This is a genomic window from Methylocystis sp. (genome assembly GCF_051061285.1).
GTDB lineage: Bacteria > Pseudomonadota > Alphaproteobacteria > Rhizobiales > Beijerinckiaceae > Methylocystis.
This window is the reverse complement of the sequence record NZ_JBPFEA010000014.1, coordinates 1-4,471: the sequence shown is the minus strand read 5'-3', so window position 1 is coordinate 4,471 and position 4,471 is coordinate 1. Positions and strand designations below refer to the sequence as shown.

At 61.6% G+C, this 4,471-nt stretch carries 3 protein-coding genes and 2 pseudogenes; 4 read left to right on the top strand and 1 reads right to left on the bottom strand.

The genetic code is table 11. The annotated features are described in order from the left end of the window. Positions 1 to 420: transposase family protein (locus tag ACR65T_RS05105; protein ID WP_434495471.1), on the bottom strand; the 420-nt coding region annotated here is incomplete at its 3' end. Positions 421 to 632: 212 nt separating this feature from the next. On the opposite strand from ACR65T_RS05105, the pseudogene ACR65T_RS05100 reads away from it, so the two are divergent. From ACR65T_RS05100 to ACR65T_RS05085, 4 genes and pseudogenes are all read left to right on the top strand, one after another. Next, positions 633 to 791, top strand: a pseudogene (locus ACR65T_RS05100) (transposase); the annotation flags it as partial. Continuing rightward, positions 785 to 991, top strand: a complete 207-nt coding sequence (gene tnpB, locus ACR65T_RS05095; protein ID WP_434495472.1) for an IS66 family insertion sequence element accessory protein TnpB — start codon at positions 785 to 787, stop codon at positions 989 to 991. The pseudogene ACR65T_RS05100 and the gene tnpB, both read left to right, overlap by 7 nt. Positions 992 to 1,348: 357 nt before the next feature. Further along, on the top strand, positions 1,349 to 3,427 hold the full coding sequence (locus ACR65T_RS05090) for a recombinase family protein (RefSeq protein WP_434495470.1): 2,079 nt from the start codon (positions 1,349 to 1,351) through the stop codon (positions 3,425 to 3,427). A gap of 170 nt (positions 3,428 to 3,597) precedes the next feature. Then, positions 3,598 to 4,353 (top strand): annotated as a pseudogene (locus ACR65T_RS05085) (IS66 family transposase); the annotation flags it as partial. Between the last annotated feature and the right edge of the window lie 118 nt (positions 4,354 to 4,471).

Sequence of the window (4,471 nt, the reverse complement as noted above, 5' to 3'; positions counted from 1 at the left end):
GTCGACGGCGAAGGCGCTGAGCACATGCGCGGCCTTGCGGTCGGCGAAAGCGTCGAAACTTTGCCGCAACGTCTTTCCGTCGATGGCGATGAAGCGGGACGGCGCGGCGGCGCAGGAAACGTCGAGACTTTCCGCATGACGACGAAACGCCTGCTCGAGTTCGTTCGGATCGAGTTGGCGCAGGATTCCGCGCACGGAGGTGTAAGCTGGCGCTCGTCGCAGCGCAGCGTCCGGGAAAGCCGCATTGAGCACGCAAAGCCTCGCGCGGATCAGGGCGTGGATTTGGCGATACGACCGAGCGCCGCTCAGCATGGCGATGATCGAAAACAGGATGACGCCGACCTGGCCGTAAATCTTTCCTTCGGCGCCCCGCCGATCCGGGATGGCGGCAAGACAGGATGCAAGATCGATCGTCGTCATAAAGCAACCTCCGATTCGGGTTGCTCCCCATAGATTCAGACACTTCCACACCTGAAAAGCGAAAAATCATTCCTCTCGGTCAAACCAAAGCACAGAGCGTTGAACAGCCCTGCGGGGAGGGCCGCCTGGCATTGGTCGTGAGCTCAAGGATAGATTAAGTAAGAGTGGCTCGATGATCGTGTCCACTTATTCGAAGTGGACACTATTGTTTGATGTCGAATGGTGATCTCACGCGGGCCCGGCGCGCCCGACGAACCTGGACGCGGGAGGAGAAGCGTCGGGTCGTCGACGAGAGCCTTGCGGAAGGCGCCTCGATAGCCGAGGTGGCGCGACGCTACGATCTCAACGCCAATCAACTTTTCACCTGGCGGCGGCAGCTTACATTTTCCGCGGACGCCGCGGCGATCTCGCCAAAATCCTCTGGCACGACGGGATCGGTTTGTCGCTCTATGCCAAGCGGCTCGACCGCGGAAAGTTCATCTGGCCCTCGGCGACGGCGGGCGCGGTGTCGATTTCGGCCGGTCAGATGGCCTATATGCTCGAAGGCATTCAGGAATGTCCCCTCTGGTGAGTCTGACGAATCCTTGTTGGAGGTGGTTCAGGTTCAGGATCCGCGCCACCCGCTTTACGGACGATCGTTCCGCGTAATCAGGCGCGTGGCTCATCGCGGCGGCAACTTCCCGCCATCCTACGAAGTCGAATATCTGAATGGGCGAAGCTTATTAATCCCGGTAATTGCCACGGAGCTGTGTCAGCACGGAACGAATCAGACTAAATTGAGCATAGAGGCGCTTCGTGAACTTGTTTTTGCGGTAGAAGGTCTCGAATGCCATGAGCATGGATCCGAGAGATCTGTGGGCGACACTGCCGCCTGCTCTACGGCGTCAGATCGTCGACGACCTCGCCGCAGTTCTGGCGGAGATCTCCCGTGAAGTCGGAACTGGTCAAGCCAACTCATCTGACGCGCAAAGCGGTCGTCTACGTTCGCCAGTCGACGCCCCATCAGGTGGTGAGCAATCAGGAAAGCCTTCGGCTTCAGTACGCCCTCCGCCAGCGCGCTCACGAACTCGGCTGGCATGAGGCGGACATCGACGTAATCGACGCCGACCTTGGCCTCAGCGGCGCGTCCGCCGCGGTTCGCAGCGGCTTCAAGGAGTTGGTGGGGCGCGTTAGCCTCAGCGAAGTCGGCTTGATCCTATCGATCGACGTGACGCGGCTCGCCCGCAACTGCTCGGATTGGTATCCGCTCTTGGACATCTGCGGCCTGCGCGGCTGCCTGATTGCTGATCGCGACGGCGTCTACGATCCTGGGAGCGCTAATGGCCGTCTACTCCTCGGTTTGAAGGGAACGATATCGGAACTCGAGTTGCACACCATCCGAAGCCGGTTGACCGCAGGCCTGCTCGCTAAGGCCGAGCGTGGCGAACTCGCGCTCACCTTGCCGATCGGCCTGCTACGCGACCCGAGCGGCATCGTGGTCAAGGACCCCGACTTGGCGGTTCAGGAGCGTCTCGAGCTCGTATTCGAGATGTTCCTGAAGTTCGGCGCCGTCGCCAAGGTCATGCGGGTGCTCAATGAGCGCGGCCTGGATCTTCCCCGCCGCGATCATCACGGCGATCCGCGTTGGGCGCGCGCGACGGTCGCATCGGTGGCGTCAATCTTGAAAAATCCCGCTTATGCCGGCGCCTTCGTCTATGGGCGGACCCGCATGCACACGCCAGTTCGCGAAGGCGCAGCGAAAGCCAAAGCGCGGCGGCCGATAGATGAATGGCGCATCGTCGTGAAAGACCGATATCCCGCCTACATTGATTGGCCGACCTATGAAAAAATCTGCGCCACGATAAAAGACAACCGAGCCGAATATATGCGCATCAAGACCCGAGGTGCGCCGCGCGACGGCGAACTCCTCTTGCACGGCATCGCCTGGTGCGGGCGATGCGGACATAAAATGTTCGTCCGCTACAAAGGCGGCGGGCAATATGTTTGCAATCATCTGCGCTCGAATGAGGGTTTGCCGACATGCCAGGAAATGCGCGCCGCGCGGATCGATAAGGCCGTGGCGGACGCGTTCCTGACGGCGCTGGCGCCGGCCGAGCTCGATGCGCTGTCAAGGGCTCGCCGCACCCAGCTCCAAGTGGACGCCGCATTGCGTGCAAGCGCCGAACGCCAACTCGAGCGAAAGCGGTACACCGCCGCTTTGGCCGAGCGTCAGTTTAATCGAGTGGACCCCGATAATCGTCTTGTCGCCGCTGAACTCGAACGTCGCTGGGAGGCGGCGCTGACGGAGGTTCGAGCGGCGGAAGAAGCTCTTGTCCAACAGGCGCCTCCCCAGTCGATTGCTCAAATGGGCCTGGACAAGGATATGCAAGGCAAGGTCATCCGCCTGGCAGGCCGTCTTCCTCAAATCTGGGGCGACGCAACCACCACCGCTGCTCAACGTAAGGCCTTACTACGGTGTCTCGTCGACAAAGTCGTGCTCGACCGAGGCGAGCATGACGTCGCTTCGGTCCGGATCGTTTGGCGCGGCGGGGCTATGACCGAGCTGGCCGTCCAGCGCAGGGTTAACGCCGTCGCCAAGCTCGCGAGAGGAGAGGAAATGCGAGATCGCGCGCTCACCCTCGCGCGTGCCGGCATGTATGACGATCAGATCGCCGCCGTCCTTACGAGCGAGGGGCATCGTTCTCCCAACAGCGAGAGCGAGGTCCTCCCGATCACGGTTCAGCGAATCCGGCATGCTGCGGGCATGCAGGTGAACGCGCCGCGCACCCGGTGGTCGCACGGCGCCCATGTGCTGACCGCGCCAGAAATGGCTGTTAAGCTGAGCATCCCGGTGAACTGGCTCTACGTGCAGATCAGGAAGGGACGACTCTTGGTGGATCGTCAGCCAAGTGGGGCTTACCTCTTCAGCGACAACACCGATGTCCACGACGGCATTCAAAGTTTGCGAACTCACAAGATCGATCGCCTCGATCTCAGAATCTGTCAGCCTCACCAGGAGGGGCATTAACATGCGCAGTCGCTTGAAGGGATAGATTGGAGAAACCCACAGCTGACGTGGCGACCCAAGAGCGCTGGCTAATCTGCGCCGGGTATCTGGGCGGGGCGGGGCGAAAAAATGTAGCGATGCGTGCATTTTGGGGCGCCACAAATCACGCGTTTTGTGATTCACTTCGGCTCATGGACGCTGCGGCCAAAGCCCTTTTCGACGAAAACGCTGTGCTGAAAGCGGAGCTGGCCGTCGCGCGGGCGAAGGCGTCGGAAGACATGGCGCTGATCGCCGCGCAGAAGCTTCAGATCGCAAAGTTGCAGCGTCAGATTCACGGGCAGAAGTCGGAGCGCTCGGTGCGGCTGCTCGATCAATTGTCGCTCGAACTCGAAGAACTGGAAGCGAGCGCGACGGAAGACGAACTCGCCGCGGAGCGCGCTGTCGCCAAAATGACGACAGTCGCCGGCTTCGAGCGCAAGCAGCCGGAGCGCAACACATTCCCAGAGCATCTGCCGCGCGAACGCGTCGTGATCGAGACGCCCAAGACCTGCGCCTGCTGCGGCGGTTCACGCCTGCGCAAGCTCGGCGAGGATGTGACGCAGACGCTGGAGACGACGCCGCGTCAATGGAAAGTGATCGAGACTGTGCGGGAGAAGTTCACCTGCCGGGACTGCGAGAAGATCACGCAAGCGCCGGCGCCGTTCCATCCGATACCCCGCGCGTGGGCGGGCCCGAGCCTGCTGGCGATGATCGTGTTCGAGAAGTTCGGACAGCACCAGCCGCTGAATCGTCAGGCCGAGCGCTATGCATTGGAAGGCGCGCCGATCGCGCTGTCGACGATGGCCGACGCGGTGGGCGCGGTCTGCGCGGCGCTCGATCCTCTCCGCCGCTTGATCGAAGCCCATGTGATGGCGGCCGAGCGTTTGCATGGGGACGACAGTGTGCTGCAGAGGCGCACAGGAAGGATGATCGCAATGGTCTGAGATTTCTGTGCGCACAAGCTGCGGCGACGATGAGGGTTGGCCCCTCGGGATCGGCTTTCAGGAGCTGGTCTCAAACCACTCC